The sequence below is a fragment of the Prevotella scopos JCM 17725 genome (assembly GCF_018127785.1).
Taxonomy (GTDB): Bacteria; Bacteroidota; Bacteroidia; order Bacteroidales; family Bacteroidaceae; genus Prevotella; species Prevotella scopos.
The window spans coordinates 1,179,485-1,199,972 of sequence record NZ_CP072389.1; the positions used below are offsets into that span (position 1 = coordinate 1,179,485).

16 protein-coding genes are annotated in these 20,488 nt (G+C 43.6%); 4 read left to right on the top strand and 12 right to left on the bottom strand.

What is annotated here, in order from left to right; translation table 11 throughout:
• Window positions 1–29 precede the first annotated feature (29 nt).
• Genes J4856_RS04580 through J4856_RS04595 form a run of 4 tightly spaced genes read right to left on the bottom strand, consistent with a single transcriptional unit; the run spans window position 30 to window position 3,253 of the window.
• The gene (locus tag J4856_RS04580) at window positions 30–338 is read right to left on the bottom strand and encodes a helix-turn-helix domain-containing protein (RefSeq protein ID WP_025836988.1); all 309 of its coding nucleotides are present in this window, start codon (window positions 336–338) and stop codon (window positions 30–32) included.
• Complete coding sequence (locus J4856_RS04585) at window positions 326–2,392, bottom strand: bifunctional DNA primase/helicase (protein WP_025836989.1); 2,067 nt, start codon at window positions 2,390–2,392, stop codon at window positions 326–328. Before J4856_RS04585 ends, J4856_RS04580 begins: the two co-directional genes overlap by 13 nt.
• The gene (locus J4856_RS04590; protein WP_006045147.1) at window positions 2,389–2,787 is read right to left on the bottom strand and encodes a hypothetical protein; all 399 of its coding nucleotides are present in this window, start codon (window positions 2,785–2,787) and stop codon (window positions 2,389–2,391) included. The genes J4856_RS04585 and J4856_RS04590 overlap by 4 nt, the downstream gene beginning before the upstream one ends.
• Complete coding sequence (locus tag J4856_RS04595; RefSeq protein WP_006045148.1) at window positions 2,774–3,253, bottom strand: hypothetical protein; 480 nt, start codon at window positions 3,251–3,253, stop codon at window positions 2,774–2,776. Before J4856_RS04595 ends, J4856_RS04590 begins: the two co-directional genes overlap by 14 nt.
• A 601-nt stretch (window positions 3,254–3,854) precedes the next feature.
• On the opposite strand from J4856_RS04595, the gene J4856_RS04600 reads away from it, so the two are divergent.
• Together J4856_RS04600 and J4856_RS04605 are read left to right on the top strand one after the other, a co-directional pair.
• Window positions 3,855–4,367, top strand: coding sequence for a HutD/Ves family protein (locus tag J4856_RS04600; RefSeq protein WP_025836991.1), 513 nt, complete (start codon window positions 3,855–3,857; stop codon window positions 4,365–4,367).
• A gap of 312 nt (window positions 4,368–4,679) precedes the next feature.
• Window positions 4,680–7,595, top strand: a complete 2,916-nt coding sequence (locus J4856_RS04605; protein WP_159430557.1) for a C10 family peptidase — start codon at window positions 4,680–4,682, stop codon at window positions 7,593–7,595.
• Between the two features lie 478 nt (window positions 7,596–8,073).
• Here J4856_RS04605 and J4856_RS04610 read toward each other — a convergent pair whose 3' ends face one another.
• From J4856_RS04610 to J4856_RS04635, 6 genes are all read right to left on the bottom strand, one after another.
• Window positions 8,074–8,358 (bottom strand): hypothetical protein, encoded by a 285-nt coding sequence (locus tag J4856_RS04610; protein ID WP_025836994.1) that lies wholly within the window; start codon window positions 8,356–8,358, stop codon window positions 8,074–8,076.
• A gap of 564 nt (window positions 8,359–8,922) precedes the next feature.
• Window positions 8,923–10,008, bottom strand: coding sequence for an ABC transporter permease (locus J4856_RS04615; protein ID WP_025836995.1), 1,086 nt, complete (start codon window positions 10,006–10,008; stop codon window positions 8,923–8,925).
• A gap of 6 nt (window positions 10,009–10,014) precedes the next feature.
• Complete coding sequence (locus J4856_RS04620) at window positions 10,015–11,073, bottom strand: ABC transporter permease (RefSeq protein ID WP_025836996.1); 1,059 nt, start codon at window positions 11,071–11,073, stop codon at window positions 10,015–10,017.
• Between the two features lie 33 nt (window positions 11,074–11,106).
• Window positions 11,107–12,585 (bottom strand): ATP-binding cassette domain-containing protein, encoded by a 1,479-nt coding sequence (locus tag J4856_RS04625; RefSeq protein WP_025836997.1) that lies wholly within the window; start codon window positions 12,583–12,585, stop codon window positions 11,107–11,109.
• Window positions 12,586–12,600: 15 nt separating this feature from the next.
• Window positions 12,601–13,617, bottom strand: coding sequence for an HlyD family secretion protein (locus J4856_RS04630; RefSeq protein ID WP_025836998.1), 1,017 nt, complete (start codon window positions 13,615–13,617; stop codon window positions 12,601–12,603).
• Window positions 13,618–13,638: 21 nt separating this feature from the next.
• Window positions 13,639–14,910, bottom strand: a complete 1,272-nt coding sequence (locus J4856_RS04635) for a TolC family protein (RefSeq protein WP_025836999.1) — start codon at window positions 14,908–14,910, stop codon at window positions 13,639–13,641.
• 204 nt (window positions 14,911–15,114) lie between these two features.
• Here J4856_RS04635 and J4856_RS04640 point away from each other — a divergent pair, with 204 nt between their 5' ends.
• Window positions 15,115–15,981, top strand: a complete 867-nt coding sequence (locus J4856_RS04640) for a helix-turn-helix domain-containing protein (RefSeq protein WP_025837000.1) — start codon at window positions 15,115–15,117, stop codon at window positions 15,979–15,981.
• Between the two features lie 544 nt (window positions 15,982–16,525).
• Here J4856_RS04640 and J4856_RS04645 read toward each other — a convergent pair.
• Window positions 16,526–17,008 (bottom strand): S-ribosylhomocysteine lyase, encoded by a 483-nt coding sequence (locus J4856_RS04645; protein WP_025837001.1) that lies wholly within the window; start codon window positions 17,006–17,008, stop codon window positions 16,526–16,528.
• Between the two features lie 39 nt (window positions 17,009–17,047).
• Window positions 17,048–17,761: a 5'-methylthioadenosine/adenosylhomocysteine nucleosidase gene (locus J4856_RS04650; protein ID WP_025837003.1), complete on the bottom strand. Its 714-nt coding sequence runs from the start codon at window positions 17,759–17,761 to the stop codon at window positions 17,048–17,050.
• A 105-nt stretch (window positions 17,762–17,866) separates the two neighbouring features.
• On the opposite strand from J4856_RS04650, the gene J4856_RS04655 reads away from it, so the two are divergent.
• Window positions 17,867–20,365, top strand: a complete 2,499-nt coding sequence (locus J4856_RS04655; RefSeq protein WP_025837004.1) for a YfhO family protein — start codon at window positions 17,867–17,869, stop codon at window positions 20,363–20,365.
• Window positions 20,366–20,488 lie beyond the last annotated feature (123 nt).

Below are 20,488 nucleotides of genomic sequence, written 5' to 3' on the forward strand. Positions count from 1 at the left end.
TTTCCAACATACTTGTATAGAACTGACTTCTACCACCCTTCTCGCTTCCGTACCATTTCATCTATCTCTTCCCGAAGGAAAAGTAACCTGCCATTGGCTTTAAGGTAGGGAATTTTTCCTGCCCAAACCCAGTTGTATATAGTCTTTTGTTCCACCTTCAAAATTTTGGAGACATCTATGATATCCAAGTATTCGGGTTTCAATGGAGGGTGAATGGTCGTATCTACTTCCTGTTCCCGTAGGACAAGCAGACGGTCGAGCTTGTCTTCCATATTCTTCAATTTATCAAACAGGCGTTTCTGCCATGCATTTTCTGGCTGTTGATCTAAGTATGGCATAATTCTCCTTTTTGATAATTCCCACTTGTATCTTGTATCAAAATATGCTGCTCTTTCATATAGGCAATATATTTCTTTGCAGTTCTGTCCTTGATTTCCATTTTGCGCATCAGAACCTCACAAAGTTCTTGGTAAGTGAGCTTGAAAGAATTTCGGAAGGTTTCTTTGACAACGGCAATGAGTTCATCAGTCTTGCGCTTTTCCTTGTCCTCTTTAGACTTCTCGCCACGATAGACGTGCATGTCCTCAGCCTTATCCCAGCCGAAAAGCATCATCGGTACGTCCAACGGACTTCCGTCACGGACTTTCAATGCCTTTACGACCGAGTATTCAGGATTGTCGTCCTTTTCTATGGAGAGAATGCCCGCCGCCTTGCGTTGAAGTTCCGATCCTATATGCCCACGTAGCTTTATACCATTAGGCACAAAATGAAGCACACAGATGATGCAAGTATTGTATATTCCTGCTAATCGGTAGAGTTCATCAACAATGGCTATACTTTCCGTTTCATCGTTGGCGGAACGTATTAAGTCGGCTATACCATCTATTACCACAAGATGAATACCTCCATGTTTGTGGTAAAACAAATCCATACTCTCACGGATAAGTTTCAAGCGGTCCTTGCGTGAGAGCGAGGCTAGATATAGGGAATGGTAAAACTTCGGCACATTTTTCAGTGAAGCGCGTTGTAAGGTTTTACCCAAGTTTTTATGCAGTTGTGCCTCGGACTGTTCCGTATCGTAGTGTAATACCGCCAAGCCGTTAGGGTTGGGCGTAATTTCCAATCCCAATGTCCTCTCGGCAGGTAACCGTTCTGTTCCTAATGTCCCAGTAAGAATGGCAGCCACATAATTACTTTTGCCAGTTCCTTCGCCCCCTGTAATACAAAGCAGATTATCCTGCGTACCCAGCGGCACACCATTTACTGCTACGATGGACTTTGAAGCATCAGGAGGATTCTCATAGTCTATTTCACATGATTGTAGCATCATAATTGTATGGGTATATATACTTGACAGCTTGTCTGTTAACAAAGAAGTTAAATCCTTTGCCGTCTTTCCCAAAGCAAAAAAATCAGAAATGTCCTTTTCGGTTTTTGTTCCTTGCAAAGAAAGACTCAGACAAAATACATGGTATGGTTCCAACTGCTTGGCCTGCCTCTCTGCTTCTCTTAATCCGGTTTCATCCGTATCATAAAGCAGAATGATGTGTCGAAATCTTAGTTGCAGGCTTTCGATAATAGGCTCAGGGATGGAGGCTGTTTCACTATTGAAACAGATTGCATTAAAATGGTGCGAAGATAATGACAATACATCTTTCTCTCCGCCAGTGATAAATAAAATATCCCCTTTACTTGGTAACTGTTCAAAACCAAAGATATAATCCTTCGATTTATCCCCTCCATAAAGGAACCGTAACTTGCTGTTTGGGCGGTATATCTTGACAAAATCGCCCATTACATAACAAAAGATAGGTTCATTCTTAGTAGAGGTTAGACTAAAAGGATTCCCTTGATTGGAAATTGTCTCATAACGGAACAGTGACTTCACATGATATTTTTGTAAAACCTTGTCAGTTATTCCATAACGTTGCCAATAGGCGATTTCGTCTGCCCTGAAAGGTTGTTCGTATAGCTTGAATATCTTTTTCTTTTCGGAAAGTTCTTCTTTTGCATTGGTTGATGTTGAAGAAACAAGACGAATGTCCTTGAGAGATTTTGTTTTTCTATTCTCGTCAGTCTTAAAATCCATGGTAATATTGAGATTTAAATCCTGTATGATAGTCAATAAGACTTTCTTGAAATCCGATCGAACATCGAGACCAAGCATCGTTGCTGCAAACCAAAAGCAATCACCCGAATATGCCTCGTTCCCAAAATCCTTCATGCGGTAGCATTGCGATTTTGTATCAAGGTAGATGTTGCAGGATGCCCGTTTGTCCTTATAAAGTGGATTCCGGAAATTCCGTTTGGGAACGAAATCAATCGGCATATAGAAACAAAAAATTTCCAGTCCCCTGTTTGTGTGTTCCAATATCTCTTCCTTAATGTTCATAGCTCCTCAAACGAAATTTGTGAGTCTCCCATATATCCTTTTAGGATACCGTCCTTGTAAGCATTGAGCCTTTGAAGAGCTTCCACTCTACGAAAACCTTTGAAGGAAGCACGTCCCGTCTTGATTGCAATATATAATCCTTTGAAAGGATAGACCACATGATTGCAGGAAACATAACGATAAGGGATTACCTGACTGTCTCTCCATCGTGCCAGTGAAGCTCTGGATATACCGAGAAGGCGCAATACATCAGAAGAGTTCAGTTCAATCTTTTCTTCCAAAACAACATAATTCTGTTTCAGTTCAAGAATGAAGCCTGCAATTCGATCTATACTTTCTTTCAAGGAATGTATCTCTTCCAAAAGAGTGGCAGAAAGCATGTTATTCTCTGTCATTATGCATCAGTTTTTTAATAAGTTTCTCAATAGCTTCCATCATATCTCGAAATTCAGACATATTATTTTGTTTTTTTACTATACGGTTGGCTAGAAATATGATATGCTGAATCATTCTTTTGTGATCTACATGACAGAGCTTGTTCAATAAAAAGATGAGATCTTCTTTTTCAATTGTAAAGAAACTATGGTCTTTATCTTCAGTGGTATGCACCAAAGATTCTATCATTCCTTTGGGAAGATGCAAAAGAAGCACATCCATATCGAATGCGGAGGCACATTTGGTATAGGTCTCAATTCTCAAATCCGTCTGCATCTTACAATGTTTCCTAAAATTGGAATACTCCATGCCGGCACCTTGGGCTCGCATCTTGCTGTTATCGCAAGAAGACAGCATGGTTTCAAGAGTGGGAAGCACGATAAACAAGCGTCCCTCTCCCTTTTGAGGTATCATCTTCTTATCCATTTTGTGTATTTAATTGATTTCCAAGTGCAAAGTTCTAAAGAAATAAACCTTTTTTTAGAATATTAGATTGCCAATGTTGGTAATATGATACCATTTGCAATTTTAATTGCTTTTCTACGGCATAGACCATCAGTGCACGGTGCAAGTCCCTTTTATATATAAGGACTTGCACCGTGCACTGAAATTGTAGCCAGAATTTTTCTAAAAGATTTTCACTCAAATATTTGGCAGTAGTTCATTTTTTATGTACCTTTGTACCCGAAATGACATAGCTGATGTCAGGAGAGCAAATTATTTAAGTACTCTCAAAATACTCTATTGAGGCTACAAATTGGCTACATAGAAGAAAGAGAGTGATAAAAATAGTTGTGATACAGAGTGTTACAGAAACAAGTTCGAGTTTCGTACGCACCGCTGAAATCAGAAACCTTGGCGATGAGCCAAGGTTTTTTTGTTTTAGGGTTATTGGCCTAGTTAGTCTAGTTATCCTAGGCATCCTAGTTAACCTAGGCATCCTAGTTATCCTAGCTACCCATCCCCCCACCCCCTACAAAAAGGGTGACAATCGAGTGGCAAAAAAACAATCAGAAAAAGAAATAACATGGAAATAATCAGAAAAGAAAGCTATCAGACAACCACTTGGAAAGGTGGTATCACACGACAGATTTTTATCTCCCCTGCTAACGGCGACCTCTCTACACGCCATTTCGACCTGCGCGTGTCATCAGCAATCATCGACAGTACGGAGAGCGCCTTCTCCGACTTCACGGGCTTCACACGCTACATCCTACCTTTAGAAGGCGACATCACCTTATATAAAGACAGCGTGCAAATACCACTATCACACAACGCCTTATATCAGTTTGAGGGTGATGAAACCATTCATTCTGTGAATACACAAGGCGCCGTGGATTTCAATATCATCGTGCGACATGGAATAGCCGTCGAGCCGGGCATCTTCCAAGACACCCACTTCCCTACCCCTCGCCCAAGACTTGTCTTTGCCCTTGAAGACTGTATGATTGATGACCTATACCTCGCCAAACACGATACTGCCCTCATCACAGAGCCATTTCACCTAAAGGGAAAAGCCATCGTAGTTGCTTACAGCTGACAGAATGCGGGTAATTCATAATTATGAATACTATGTAACACACAGGTTAACATATATTTAAGAAAAAAACAACCCGCAATTTGGCATACATTATAGAAAAACAACTACCTTTGCAATCGAAACCTAATCTAGTGTTTATAAATCTCTTATTCATATAAAAGCCTTGCGCTTACCTCTGAAAAGAGGTATTAACTTAAATCACTACTATAGGGATTACTGCCCGACATATTCCCCTACAACGCTTGGGAAGGAATGAAGGCGAGTACAATGTACTTCTTTGAATCTATATATCCTTTACATAATAATATCGCTATGAAAAGATTATTACTATCAGTAATGTTGTTGTTAGCATTTTGCATGGTCGATGCACGACCTATACAGCAGTCAGAGGCGCTGCGACTAGCAACACAGTTTATGAAAAAATGGACTAAGAAACCTGTCATGCGCATGGTTTCCATTACGTCATTACCTCATGGAGCAAGAGGGAGGAGTGGACAGGAGCCTTTCTACATCTACAACAATGAGAAAGGAAAGGGTTTCGTAATCGTGTCAGGTGATGACGCCGTGGGTACCATCCTGGCTTACTCTGACAAAGGTTCATTCTCTTTCAAGGATGCACCAGAGAACCTCCGCTTCTGGATGGAGGCTTATGCGAAACGTGTTCGGGCTATCACCGCACATGATGCGCCTGAAGAGACAGAAACTGATACGCCACAACCTGTTGTCAAGCCACTCTTGGGAGAGATTAACTGGGGACAGGACGAACCTTATAATAATGATGGACCAACATGGTCGGAAGATTCCGAGACACATCATTACTACGTCGGTTGTGTTGCTACGGCTACTGCTCAAATCATGCGTTACTACAAGTGGCCAGTACACGGAACGGGAAGTCACACCTATAACGCATCAATCTCTGACATAAACGGGAAAGAAACGAACAAAAAGTTAACCTTGTCAGCTGATTTCAGCAAGGATACCTACGAGTGGGACAAGATGCTACCGAACTATTCTACGATGACCTACACTGCTGAACAAGCTAAGGCAGTGGCACTCCTGAATGCCCATGTAGCTATCTCTGTCAATATGGATTATAGTCCAACGGGAAGTGGTGCCTACTCACCAATGGTTCCTTATGCCTTGCGAACCTTCTTCGGTTACGACAAATCGATTCGTTATGTCAAGCGCGAACATTGTCCGACAAGCGAATGGATAGCACTGATAAAGAACGAACTCAACGCTGGCAGACCTGTTTACTATTCGGCTACATCAGAAGACGGACAGGGCGGTCATGCCTTTGTTTGTGATGGTTACGACAGCAGGGACTTTGTTCATATCAACTGGGGATGGCATGGCGAGAGCAATGGTTACTTCATGGTTAACCACATGAATCCCGCCAAACTCGGCATTGGGGCTGACAAGAGCGGCTTCAATATAGAACAGGAAATCATCATCAACATCAAACCTGCGGAGGCAAGTACGAATGAAACGTATTACCCTATCAGCTCACCAACCCGACTGAGTTTGATGTTGTTTAATGATAACACGACAATTAAAAAATCAATGTCACTGGCTTGCTACATCGAGAACTATGACGTTGACCCTGTGAAGACAGATGTAACGGCTGTCTTAATGAAGAATGACGAGATTGTAAAGTATCTGAAAGAAGATAAGCTTTCGCTCACGGGTTATAACGATGGTAAGGCTGGCTTCAAGTATTACATAATGCGCGATATTCCTTTGGACGCAACGGGTGTTGAGGATGGCGAGTATAAGGTATGCTTTGCTGTGCGCCCTGAAGGACACAGCCAATGGACAATCCTCCGTCACCCTATCGGCTACCCAGCTTATGGCAGTGTGAAGGTTGAAAAGGGTATGATTGTCCGTAACCTGGAATATAAGCCACTGCCAAAGGTGAAACTACTGACCAAAATCAACTTTGATGGCGACCTCTATGCAGATGGTGCTGCGCTTGTGAATGTAAGATTACAAAACCTCGGTAAGGATTTCAGCCTTAGCAAGTTAATCTTTAAGTTCACCTCCCTCGACAATCCGCAGAAGGTATTCCTTAGCGACACCATCGCAGCCAATGTTTATAATGAATCAACAGAGGACTTACAGATGGTATTTGCCCTTCCTGAGAAACTTACAGCAGGTAAGTATAAGGTGCAGCTTTATCATGAGAAGTTTGACAAAATTATGTTTGATGACAGTGAGGTGGGCACGACGAAGGTTGAAGTGCTGCCAGCCGTTACCGAACCATTGTTGCGTCAGGTATCAGAGATGGGATGGCTGAATGCCGAGACCAAGGGACAGGACCCTATCCTTCAGGGCAAGAAGATTGTGCTGGCTTGTGACGTCCGCAACTATGGTAAGGACGGAATGGCAAGTGTTGTGTCTTACTTCAAAAACACGACAACCGACAAGGAGTATGTCTTCATGCAGGAAACGAAGGAACTAGAGAAGGGCGCAATGGAAACCATGAAGTTCTATAAGGATTTACCACTGGAGCCTGGCACCTATAAGGTGGGAACTAAATACCTGAGCCAGTCTGGTCTTGTAGATATCGCATCTTCCTACGAACCAGCAACAGTCGTCGTAGAGAAGAACCCCGACACGAAGTTAGAATGTACAGCCTTCGACTTCCCAACAGAATTGGTTTTGGGCGAGACGGCGACAGGTTCTTATTCCGTTAAAGCCCTTAAGGACCTTAAGAATGCTCTTGTCAAAGTCGCCTTACGTACGTTTACAGGTCGTGGTGGTGAGCTGATTACACTGACAAGGCTGACGGCAAAGGCAAATGATGTGGCGAATGGCAAACTGACTTATACACCGAAGGAGGGCAAAATAGCTCCAGGTCTTTATCTGATGCAACTCACATGTAAGGAAGGCTTTGGTAAAGGCTCGGTCGATGAAGCTGCATCGGGTTATGATAATTACTATCGCATTGTGCGGGTTGTCAACTCAACTAATGGCATCAAGACAGTTGACAACAATGCGTTAGTAGCAGGTGTGAAGATTTGGACAGAGGCCAATAAACTTCGCTTACAACCTGAATCAGAGTCTATTAACGTACGTGAAGTAAGCATCTACACTACTTCGGGTTTGTTGCTGAAGCGTACAGTAGGCGAGGTTAACGAGGTTGAGATGCCAAAGGTAGCTGGTAACTATATCTTGAAGGTTGTGACAAACAAGGGTATTGTCGTAAAGAAATTCTTGGTCGATTAAACCTTAAAAAGGCTCTGAGCAATCTCTGTGACTGCTCGGAGCCTTTTCTGTTACTCCTTCAATGCTTATGGGATACCTGTCCCAAGGCTTTCGGACAAAGTGTCCGAAACTTCCGGACAAGTTATCCGAAGTCCCCGGGCAAGTTGTCCGGAAGTTCCGGACAGATGTTCGTATGCAATGCTTGTAATATGTCAACTACTTCTCGGGATAAACGAGGCTGGATTGCTATTTACAATACAAAGTTATATAAACAGAAAAAGGGAAGACGTAAAATCATCTTTTACATCTTCCCTTTTTCCTTATAATCTTTTCTCAGTCTCCCTACTTTCAGCTCTCCACTACGTATATATCCATAGAGAGATTGTCGTGTCTGTCCCCCTCCCTGCCTGGGAGGAGGTTGGGAAGAGCCAATTGGGTGACCTTCTATATTACTGTCCTACATAGATTGGACGGATGCTGTGCATATTATTCTTGTTAATCAAAGCTTTCTCAGTAGTACCAGAGAAGCCCTGATAAACACCCCACTGCCTGTAAAGGTGCGGTTATAAGCCATAAACCTATCACCAGCAACCCACTTATTATCAGCATCAATATTAACTTCTGAACGAGTTTTTGCATCCCCAGTAGCAATACTCAGCGCACGCTTCGCTGTCTCATTAGGACTAACAGGCGCTTTCTCCTCGTTATTCAAATCGCTTGAACATGATGTCAAGCCTGCGGCAACAACAGCAAGAATAAGGCCGCAAATCTTCTTGAAATTCATTAGTTTCTCTTTTTTTTTAATGGTTTTACTTACTCTTCATCATACTCGAATGGGTTCTCCTTAGCACCTCCAGCCGTAGAAGAACCAAGTGTAGTATGATCCGCTCTTTCAAAGTTTTGTTTTTAAGACGAAGGCTTCCAGCTAACATAGCTTGCTCAACAGCCATGATAACACATGTACTGCATGGCTTTACATAACTTTTTTTATTTAAATTGGGTAATTTAATTTATTGTTTTTTTATATGATTTCTTGAGTTCTAGTGTATTATAACACGACTGAGCACATAAATAAAGTAAAATATCTTAATATTATCCTCTAAATAGTAACTTCACTTATGTTAATACGTGGCAAATTTACAATAATGTTATTAAACGGAGAAAATTATAGGCTCTATAACGAATCGTGTGGGTAATTCGTTATAGAGCCGAAATAAAACACCTTCTCTTGTTTCTCATAGACGAACAAACAAGGCTCTGTACACGACAAGATGGATAAGAAGTGAGAATGAAATATAAGGCGTTTTGAATGGCTCAAAATTCTTTTGTGTGGACAATGAATAGAACTTTAGTTATTCTTCTTGTAACTCACTACCGCCCAAGTACCCATAAAGAGCCCTATTCCCGAGAGGGCAAGCAGCTGATGAGCAATACTGCTGAAGTCACCTCCACGAATAAATACGGTACGCATCGCCTCAATGAAGTAGCTCACAGGGTTGATGTAAGTGGAAAGATAAGCAAAAGGTGGCATCGAACGTGTCGGAGTATATAGTCCTGAGAGTAGCAGGAGAATGACTACGAAGAACCACATTACAAAGATGGCCTGCTGCATTGTATCGGAGTAATTGGAAATAATCAGTCCGAAAGATGAAAAGAACAGCGCAAGCAACATTGATAATAGGTAGATGAGGGCAATATTGCCCACAGGTGTGATGCCATACAGCAGCCATCCCAACAGCAGGCAGACCGTTACGATGAAAAAGGCAATCATCCAGTAAGGAATCAGCTTAGAAAGTATGAATGTCCATTTGCTTACGGGTGTCACGTTTATTTGTTCTATTGTTCCCTTTTCTTTTTCGCCAACGATGTTAAGTGTTGGTAGGAATCCTGTCATCAACATCATTATCATTGCAAACAACGCAGGAATCATAAAGAGTTTGAAGTTGAGATGCTCGTTATAGAGAAACAGCGTATCTACCTTTGACTTCACAGCAGCTGAAGAAGGAAAAGCATTAGCAGTAACAATCTGAGAAAGATATCCTGAACCCAACGTTCCCTTTGTTCCATTGACTGCATTAGCCGCAATCAGCACCTGCGGTAGATGTCCTGAACTTAAATCGCGGCTATAGTTCTGAGGTATGACAACCACGATATCTGCTTCTGAATGTTCTATATTCCTGAGTGCCTGTGCGTAGGTTGGCTGCTGACCATGGAAGATAAAGTACTTATTCGCTTCTATCTCGTGCACCAACTGCTGTGACTGTGTAGAATGGTCGTTATCGACAACATCCACCACAATATTCTTCACCTCCATATTCATTACCCACGGCATGACACACATGATCATTATGGGATAGACAATGATAAGTCTTGGCAGAAAGGAATTACGTCGGATCTGTGTAAATTCTTTCTTTAAAAGATATTTCAGTACCATAGTGTTCTATTCTAATCGTTTGTTAAACTTAGCCAATGCGAGCGACATCAGGCCTATGAGCATACTTATAAGAACTGTTAGCTCAAAGTAAACTTCCTCAATTCCAACACCCATAATCATTAGTTTGCGCATAGCACTTGTGTAGTATCGTGTAGGAATGATGACTGAGACATCTTGTAATATCTGTGGCATTGACTCGATGGGAAATATCATTCCAGAGAGCATTATAATAGGCATTAACAATACCATCGCTGACAAAAGAAGGGCGACAAGCTGCGTCTTAGCTACTGTTGAGATAAGTAGTCCTAATGAAAGGGCAAGGAGGATATAGATAGTAGAAATCACGAATATCCAAAACAATGAACCCTTTACTGGTACGCCTAAGACAAACGTAGCCATGAGGAGTATCACGATCAGGATGACGAAGGCAAGCACAAGATAGGGTACTGCCTTGGCAATAATCATCATTAAAGGCTTTGTAGGCGATACAAGCAGCACCTCCATCGTTCCCTTTTCTTTTTCTCGAACAATGGATATTGATGTCATCATCGCACAAATCAGCATCAACAACGTACCCATAATAGCTGGAACAAAGTTGTAAGCCGACTTCATCTGAGGGTTATAAAGTAGTTTTGAGTTCACAACACTGCTTTCCGCATTGGCTATGACGGCTTTGGCATAGGCAGTCCACTGCTGTGCCATATTAGGGTCTGTGCCATCGACAATGAGCTGATAGTTAGACTTTCTGCTTGCGAAATCCTGTGCAAAGACCACAGCCATGTCGGCCTTTTGGTCACGGATAGCTTTCTCAGCTTCGGCAGGCGTTGCCACAACCTTTGTCAGTGTGAAGTATTCAGATGCTGCCAAGCGGTCTGCTACTTGCTGGGTGGCATTGTCGGCATTGCTCATCACGATGACAACACGCACGTTTCGCACATCATTGGTGACGGCAAAACCAAAGAGAAGCATCATTACGATGGGCATACCGAAGAGCATCAACATCGTGCGTTTGTCGCGAAGAATATGCTTGGTTTCCTTGATAACAAATGAAAAAAATGGCTTCATCTATAATTGTTTATTTCTAATGAATTGGTCACCTTAATCCGAACTGCGTGTTGCTTGGCGTGCCAGATAGGTAAAAACGTGGTCCATATCGGGTTGGTTGAACTCTCGTTTCAGTTCGTCGGGTGTTCCCAGAGCCTTTATCTTTCCGTCAACCATAATGGAAATACGGTCGCAATACTCAGCCTCATCCATATAGTGTGTGGTCACAAAGACCGTTATTCCCCGCTCTGCAGCATCATAGATAAGTTTCCAGAACTGGCGACGTGTGGATGGATCGACACCTCCCGTAGGCTCGTCAAGGAACACAACGCCAGGCTCATGAAAGATACTTACAGAGAAAGCAAGCTTCTGTTTCCAGCCTAAAGGCAGACTTGCAACCAACGTGTTGCGATGCTCTGAGAAGTTCAGACGCTCTAACAACTCGTCTATCTTGCGGCGTATTTCGCCATCCTTCATACCATAGATACCTGCAAAAAGGGTGATATTCTCGGCAACGGTGAGGTCGTCATAGAGTGAGAACTTCTGACTCATATAGCCGATGTGCCGTTTGATCTGCTCATACTCCGTACGGATGTCAAATCCAACAACCCTTCCTGTGCCGCTTGTGGGCTGGTTTAAGCCTGTAAGCATGTGCATGGCTGTGGTCTTTCCGGCTCCGTTAGCACCGAGAAATCCGAAGATTTCACCCTTCTTCACCGAAAAGGAGATGTCATCTACAGCATGGAAAGCACCAAAGGCTTTGACAAGGTGTTCTACTTCGATGACCTTTTCAGCTTCATTGTTAGTGAGGTTATTTGTCTTGCTGTCCGCAGTTCGTTCGATACTCGGTGGATTAAAGATGTCTTTAAACGCTGTAAGAATATCGTCAGCTGTGCCTATTCCTTGCACTACTCCTTCTGAAAGGAAAGCTACGCGTTCGCAACTCCTCACCTCATCAAGGTAAGGCGTGGAGGCAACTATGGTTATATCACGCTCCTTCAGCTGGCTGAGAATCTCCCAAAACTCCTTGCGGCTGACAGGGTCAACACCTGTTGTTGGCTCGTCAAGGAAGAGAACACTTGGCTGATGAACCAATGCACAGCAGAGAGCCAACTTCTGTTTCATACCGCCAGAGAGTGCCCCTGCCTTACGATCCTTAAATCGCTCAATCTGCGAATAGATAGGCTTGATGGCATCATAGTTCTCTTCTACCGTTGTGTTGAAGAGTGTAGCAAAGAAGTGAAGGTTCTCTTCTATCGTCAAATCCTGATAGAGAGAGAATCGTCCAGGCATATAACCGACTCGTTTGCGCACCTCTTCCATTTGGCTCACCACGTCAAACCCATCTACCGTTGCCGTACCCTTCTCAGGTAAAAGCAGCGAACAGAGAATGCGAAACATTGACGTCTTGCCAGCTCCGTCAGGTCCGATGAGCCCGAAGACCTCACCTTTATTTACTGAGAAGCTAACCTCTTTCAGTGCCTGAACCTTTCCGTAGTGCTTTGATATGTTGTTTACTTCTATTGCTGTCATCGTTTACTTACCACTTTAAAACTTCACTTCTCCATACATTCCAATCTTTGCATAGCCATCGTTTTGGAACTGTATCTTGATAGCATAGACCAAATCGGCACGCTCGTCTTCTGTGACAATACTCTTTGGAGTAAATTCTGAACGGCTTGATATCCATGTAACGACACCGTCATATTGCTTTTTCTCACCGCCACCATAGTCTGCTATCACCTTTACCTTTTGTCCTAACTTAACATTTTTAAGCTGTTCAGAGGTGATATATGCTCGTATATACATCCGCTTGGTGTCTGCAATCTTGAACAAAGGTTTGCCAGCGGAGACAAACTCTCCTTGCTCAACATACTTCTCTAAGACTGTTCCTGTGAGCGGACTTTTTATAAACGTGCGTGCAATCTGGTCGTCAATCTGTGCCTGTTGATTACGAACACCAGCTTGCTGTGCGTTTACTCCACTCTGCTGAGAACTGATACCATCCATCTGAGCAGCTATACCCTTGTTCTGTTCGGCTAAAGATGCGTTTTGACTGGCAATCTGTTCCTGTGTCGCCACAAGTTGTTTCTGCAATACTTGTATCTGATAATCAATGTCATCAACTTGTTTACGTGGTACAGCACCGTCTTTCAAAAGTTCAGAAAAGCGCTCACGCTCACGCTGCTGATTAGCAATCTGTTGGCGGATAGACGCCACTTGCTTCTCAAGATCTAACTGTCTGCTTGCCGTAGCTTGTCGGTTGGCAGCCAATTGTCGCTTGTTTGCTTCGAGCTGACTATGTGTTGCCGTCAGTTGTTCGTTACTTGTAGCCAATTGTTCACGTTTCAATGTGAGTTGGCGTGAGTCAATCTGACCAACAGCCAGTCCGTTATTAAGCAACTGTCCTTCAGTAACATTGAAACTTATTAACTGACCTGTAGACTCAGCAGATACTGTGACTTCGGTAGCTTCAAATGTTCCTGTAGCATCATAATCCTTCTTGTCATTTCCGCAAGATGCCATCATAACGGCAAGACTGGCAAATATCAATATCTTCTTCATATCCATTGGTGGGTTGTTTTTTTATTCGTTGTTTGTATATTTCAAATGATACATCTCCTTGAGCATATCAATCTCGTGAATGGTTTGTTGAGTCTTGGCTGCATTCTCATTGCTTATCTCTCGCAGCAGACTATTGATATCTATGATTCCATGCGCAAGCTTTGACTCTGCAGCCTTACGTACATTCGTACGCAATACGATGATTTCATCGTCGCTTTTTATCATCGTTTGATAGCGACTGATGTTTTCAGACTGCTGTATCTCTTCCATCTTATTATTGAAAAGGAATACTTCACGCGCATTCTCTATCATTTCTCGTTGTGCGCTTAGCCTTGCTTTGTCGTTCTTGTGCGTATAGAGTGCACTCACGTTCCATGACAGTTTGATGCCGACAATACCATTCAGACTCCACTTTCGGTTCATCATATCCTCAAACATATTCAGTCCCGGATAGCCATAATAGCCTTGTGCAAAAAGTCCTAACTTGGGGCGTAGCTGCGTGTCTAATGCCTTCTCTTTAGCCTCGGTAAGCTTTAGCTGACTATCATATAGGCGCATCTCTGGGCGATTGCTTGCTGAAGAAGTCACTTGGATAGGCTCTGGCTTATGTATGTTGTTAACCTCAATGCCGCAGAAGACACTTAACATACGCTGTAGCATCTGCTTTTGCTGTTTCAGACTTTCGTTCTGCTGCTCTACGCTTAGTCGCTCAGCTCGAACATTGTCGAGGTCGCTTGTAGCTGCAGTACCGCCTTTTACCATAGCTGAGAGTTTGTTCTCACTTGATAGCAGTAGCGTTTTAACATCCTCGTTTAGCTGGATTTGCTCGTTCAACAACAAAAGTGAGAAATACATTTCATTGACACGCTGACGCACCTGATACAAGTTTGCCTCCGTTTGTGCCTCTTGTACTTTCCCCTCCTGTTGTGCGATGTTACGCTGATTACTAATGCTACCACCGTCATAGACGGTCTGCTGAAGGTCGACACCTATCTTATACTGATCCTTACTTAGCCCTTTCATGTTGAGTCCCATCTGTTGATACATCGTTTGCATACGCTCTGGCCAAGCCGTAACAGCACTCTGATAGGTTGCTTGCGCTGATGCTGTGAGCTGTGGCAACCATGCCTTTTGGATGTTCTTTACCGTCAGCTGAGTGGTCTTGGCAATCAACCCATACTGCTTGATAAGGGGATAATTCTTTTCAGCAGCCTGCTGACATTCTCCCAATGTCTGTGCCTGACTAATGGTAGTCATCATTATCAGAGCAAGGGTTATCATTATCTTCTTCATATTCACACCTTTATATATATGCTTGTTTACTGTATTTCTGTCCTCTTTTTGTTTGGATAATGCAAAATTATTATATCTTTCTTGCACTCTGATTATCCAAAAATTAGATTAAATTGCCATTTTGTACGATTAATATTAAAATCATTCTTTATCTCAATAGAATAATGTTATATTTGCAATAAAATCATACAAAAAGGAAACTTTATGAATACAACGAAGGTAGTAAACCATCTTTCAATCGAGAATTTGAATATGGATGAGGTTCTTAGTCAGCAAGACAAGTTTTTTGCCAATGACGATGCAGTTCTTATTCTCAATGGAAGTGTACAGAGGATTCCTGTTTTCAATTTGAAGGAAATATATCAAATGGTAGAACCTCGTTTTGTTCTTGTGTTGGAAGGTAGTGCAGAGATTTGCATCAATCTGCAGGATTATCACGTAGAGAAAGGAAATGTTATATTGATTCCTGCTGACACCATTGTTGAAGTCAATGAGATTTCTGATGATGCTCGTGTAATGGCTATTGTGTTCAGAGATAGTTTAGAATTGTCCGATGAGGTGATTTATAAAGCTTCTCCAACAGAATTTGATAGATTGTTGAGAATGTATTATCTTTTATGGGATATCATACAACTTACTCCCTATCGCAGGAAGACTGTACACAACCTTTTCAATACGATTGTTTCTGATGTTCAGGAAATGATGGATAGGGAGTCAGAAAATATTCAGAATGAAAGCTCTACGCGTGCGCAGGAGCTTTTCCTCCAATTCAAACGGCTGATAAAACAACATTGTATGCAGGAACGCTCAATCCCTTTTTATGCCTCCCAACTTCGTATAACGCCGCATCATCTCTCTGCTCTTATAAAGAAAGCAAGCGGGCAGAGTGTGATGTATTGGATTAACCGAGCTACCATACAGGAAGCAAAGCTGTTGTTGAAAACCAACGGGATGATGGCTTACGAAATAGCAAACCGAATGAACTTTCCCAGTGCTTCTGCTTTTTCCAAATTCTTTAAACGCGAAACGGGCTTGACTCCTCGTGCTTATCAGGAGACGACATATAAATAGTGAAGACTTTTTTGGCTCTATAACGAATCGTGTGGGTAATTCGTCATAGAGCCTAAATATTGTCAAAAAGTATAGCCTCCAACAAAACACAACTCCAAATTAACCTTAGTCTTAATATGCTTAACGCACATTTAATCCCTACTCTTCAATATACAGCAATGGTGTTAACCCTTCGCACATGTGGTGCATACCATCCGCACCAAACGTGCTAAGCACCCGCACCACATGTGCTAAGCACCCGCACCAAACCGGTGGAATATCAACACACAACCCACACGATTCGTTATAGAGTCAATAAAAAACAAAGTAACAGAAGAACAAGTTGACGAGTGAACAAGTGGACAAGTGGACAAGGTGCTTGTAGTAAAAAACAAAGTAACAGATGAACAAGTTGACGAGTGAACAAGTGGACAAGGTGCTTGTAGTAAAAAACAAAGTAACAGATGAACAAAGTTCTGTTGTTACTATGCCTTTCTACTATTCTATCTACAAGCAACTCGTTTACTCGTCAACTTGTTCACTCGTCAACTCGTCAACTCGCAGACTACTTTTCCGGGTAAACGAGGTTGGCGTCAGTGATGTTGTTCAGCACCTCGGTGAGGAACTTACGTGACTCCCACTTTGCCATAGGCAGGTCGTGGAGCAGGTAGTTACCGCAGTCGCGTGGTGCAGCACCAGGGATTTCACCCTCAAAGTCGGCAACGAATTGGAAGGTGCGACGCATGAGTTCGACAATGTCTTTCGACTCCAGGTCGCCACGAAGGATAAGGTAGTTACCTGTCAAACAACCCATTGGTCCCCAATAGATAACTCGGTCTTTCCACTCGTCATCATTGCGTAGATAAGTGGCAGCCAAGTGTTCGATGGCGTGGATAGCACCGACGTGCAACACCGGCTCACGATTGGGTTCTTTCATACGGATGTCAAAAGTGGTAACAGTCTCGCCACCCACCTCGTCCTTACGACTCACATAAATGCCACGCAGCAAACGTTCGTGGTCAATGGTAAAGGAAGGAATCTTATTCATAATTCTTACTTAATTCAAAATTCTTATTTAATTCATAATTCAACATTCAGAATTATGAATTGCCTCTATAAAGTGTCTTGTCACCTCAAAACTGCCATTGGCAATGCGCTCCCAGAAATCGTAATACTGGCTGGCCTTATGATCCTTCAGCGGAACATCACTGATGACACGGAAGGAGACAAAAGGCATGTGATAGATATGGCAGACCTGTGCGATGGAACAACTCTCCATATCAACAGCTGTTGCCTCTGGGAAGTGGTCCATGATCTCTTGCATCTTCTCACGTGAGTTGACAAACCATTCGCCACTGACGGTCAGTCCCGCCTTGACGTGCAGATCCTTACAATCAGATAAGTTATTCAATGACAGTGCTTTCTCAATCAACTCAGCTGGCGCTTTGAAGCGGGCAGGCATACCGATAATCTGACCGTAAGCCACCTCGTCGCCACAGTAGGCATCATGGTAAGCACACTCCGTTGCCACCACCACATCAGTAACCTCCAATGACGTGTCAGCCCCACCAGCGCAACCACTTGAGATAACAAGGTCAGGATGGTAATGATTTATCATCTCCACCGCACCGATGGCAGAGTTAACCTTACCAATACCGCACTGCTGCAGGATGATTTCTTTCTCTCCCAACCGTCCCGTAACGAAGTCTTTATGGTTGATATGCTCCGTCTCCGTGTTGGAAAGAATTGCTTTAAGTTGCTCGAACTCCTTGTCCATAGCAACGATGATTCCTATTTTCATACTGCAAAGGTACGAAAAAGTTACAAGTTGGATATTGTAAGTGCTTTGTTTTTTGTAACTTTGCAAAGATTACTATAAGTCAGACAAAAGCAAAAATAAATAAGCATGAAAACTTGGAAAAGATTTCTACCCGATGTTGTGGTAGTTGTGTTGTTTGCGGTCATCTCGTTCGCTTACTTCTTTGTACCCGTCACACAGGGTAAGATTCTCTTTCGCCACGATGCCTCTGCAGGTGTTGGTTCGGCACAGGAGATGACAGAGTTTCAGAATCGCACAGGTGAGACAACACGTTGGACGAACGCCCTCTTCGGGGGTATGCCTACCTATCAGATGTCGCCATCGTATCAGTCAACTGACGGATTGTCGCAGGTGATGAATGCCTATCACCTATGGTTACCAGACAATGTATGGTTTCTTTTTGCCTATCTCCTAGGCTTCTATATCCTGTTGAGAGCCTTTAACTTCCGCCAGTCGTTGGCAGCCTTGGGTAGTATCATGTGGGCTTTCTCGTCCTATTTCCTCATTATCATTGCTGCCGGTCACCTGTGGAAGGTGATGGCACTGGCTTATCTTCCACCGATGATTGCCGGTGTTGTCCTGGCTTATCGAGGACGTTATCTGTCGGGATTCATCGTGACGGCACTCTTCACCGCCTTTGAGGTGAAAGCCAACCACGTGCAGATGACTTATTATTACCTGTTCATCATCCTCTTCATGGTCATTGCCTATCTCGTGCAAGCCATTCGTGAGAAGCAGCTTGCCCACTTCCTCAAGGCTACGGGCATATTGGCTATTGCGGCATTGATTGGTGTATTAATCAATCTCTCAAGCCTTTACCACACATGGCAGTATCAAAAGGAGAGTATGCGTGGCAAGAGCGAGCTGAAAAAGGCAGATGGTGCCAACCAGACAAGTTCAGGTCTTGATCGCGACTACATCACGCAGTGGAGTTATGGTATTGATGAGACGATGACCCTACTTGTACCTGATGCAAAGGGTGGAGCGAGTGTTCCATTAAGCCAAAGCAGTACGGCTATGTCGAAGGTTGACCCACAGATACAGTCAATGATTCCTCAGCTTTATGATGCTTTCCCACAGTATTTCGGTACACAGCCGGGTACGAGCGGACCAGTTTACGTGGGTGCCTTCGTGCTCTTCCTCTTCATCTTGGGTCTTTTCCTTGTGAAGGGTGCAACGAAATGGGCTTTGTTGGCAGCTACAATTCTGTCTGTTCTCCTCGCTTGGGGACATAACTTCATGGGCTTCACCAACTTCTTCCTCGATTACATCCCAATGTATGCGAAGTTCCGAACGGTGGCAAGTATCCTTGTTATCGCTGAGTTCACCATCCCGCTTTTGGCAGCACTGACCTTAAAGCGGATTATTGACGAGCCTGACTTACTCAATAAGAAGATGAAGTATGCTTATATCAGCCTCGCTCTGACAGCGGGTGTGGCAGTCTTAGTGGCTGTATTCCCAGACATGATGGGTCCATTCGTCAGCGATCAGGAACGCCAGATGATAAATGGTATTCAGGGAATGGACGGCAATACGGCTGGTACCATCCTCTCAAATGTGGCTGCGATGCGTGCTGCAATGGTTAGCGCTGACGCTTGGCGTTCGGTTATCATCATCCTCATTGGCTTTGCCCTGCTCTTCGCTTATAAGATGAAGAAGTTGCGTGCCGACTATATGATAGCTGGATTGTTGGTGCTTTGCCTCATTGACATGTGGCAGGTAGATAAGCGTTACCTCAATGACGAGATGTTCGTACCAAAGAGTGAGCGCGATATGCCACAGCAACCAACGGCAGCCGACTTAGAGATTAACAAGGACAAGAGCCTCGACTACCGTGTACTGAACTTCGCTTCCAACACGTTTAATGAGAATGAGACCTCTTACTTCCATAAGAGCATCGGTGGTTATCACCCAGCTAAGCTCCGTCGTTATCAAGAGATGATTGATGCTTACATCGCACCTGAGATGCAGAAGACGATGCAGGCGATTGCTGCTGCGGGTGGTAATATGCAGGCGGTGGATGGCGTGAAGACCTTCCCTGTACTGAATATGCTGAACACGAAGTACTTTATTCTTCCGCTGCAGGGTGGTGCAACGGCACCAATACAGAACCCATACGCACAGGGCAACGGCTGGTTTGTCGATAAGCTCAACTATGTCAACGATGCCAATGCCGAATATGCCGAGGTGGGTAAGATTGACGTGCGCCATGAGGCTGTTGCCGATAAGAAGTTTGAAGCAGCTCTCGGTCAGGCAAAGGTGAACGACTCAACAGCAACCGTGAAGCTCGACAAGTATGAGCCTAACAACCTACAATATACCGTCAACTCAAAGAATGGTGGTGTGGTAGTCTTCTCTGAAATCTACTATCCTGGTTGGACAGCCACTATCGATGGTCAGCCTGCAGAGCTCGGACGTGTGAACTACATCCTCCGTGCTGTGAGCGTGAAGCCGGGTAAGCACACCGTAGTCCTCGACTTCCACCCAACAAGTATCTCAACGACTGAGACCATTGCTTACATCGCCTGCATTATCTTACTCTTAGCAATTGCGGGAGCAGGGTATGTGGAGTGGAAGAAGAAATAGAAGCCCCACCCCATCCCTCCCCGAAAGGGGAGGGCGTTGAATGCGGGATACCCCCAATCATCCCTGAACTTGCGGTCACTGCCTAAAGTGAAGTGTGGGGATAAGGGGAAGTCATCACAAAAG